The organism is Planctomycetota bacterium (assembly GCA_039819165.1).
Lineage (GTDB): Bacteria > Planctomycetota > Phycisphaerae > Phycisphaerales > UBA1924 > JAHCJI01.
This window is the reverse complement of record JBCBSM010000034.1, coordinates 1-504: the sequence shown is the minus strand read 5'-3', so window position 1 is coordinate 504 and position 504 is coordinate 1. Positions and strand designations below refer to the sequence as shown.

1 protein-coding gene is annotated in these 504 nt (G+C 73.0%); it reads right to left on the bottom strand.

Annotated elements, in window-relative coordinates:
- On the bottom strand, positions 1–469 hold a 469-nt coding region (locus AAFX79_13910), incomplete at its 3' end, for a hypothetical protein (GenBank protein MEO1009649.1).
- Positions 470–504: the final 35 nt, after the last annotated feature.

The following is a 504-nucleotide window of genomic DNA, read 5'->3' as shown; positions in this document are numbered from 1 at the left end:
CAAGGATGCGGGCCTCGAGGTCGGGGGCGCCGGTGTTCAGGGCGTGGTCCTGCAGGAACCAGGCGACGTAGCGGTCGAAGTCGGGGCGCGTCTCCCGCACCTGGCGGAAGGCCTCGGTGACGCCCAGTTCCCGCACATTGGCCGCGATGTGGTGAAAGTCGATCGCGCCGAAGAGGACCGCGGGCTTGCCGAGGAAGAACCCGAGGAAGGCGACGGCCGAGGTCTCCGCCACCACATAGGCCGCCCGGGGCAGGAGCCGCTCCATTGGCTCCTCCGAGAGCGTTAGCCGCGGCTCCCGCGCCAGCCGCCGGCGGAGGGCGGCCCGCTCCCAGGGGGCATAGCGCCACTTCGGGTGGAGCGTGGCGACGACCGGCAACTCCCGCTCCTCGGCCAGCACGTGGTCGAGCATGTCGAGCGGTCGCGCCGCCTGGTGCGGGTAGCGCCAGCCGAGCGCGCCCTGAAGCGGCACATAGACGAAATCCCGCGCCCCGGCGCCGGCCCGCG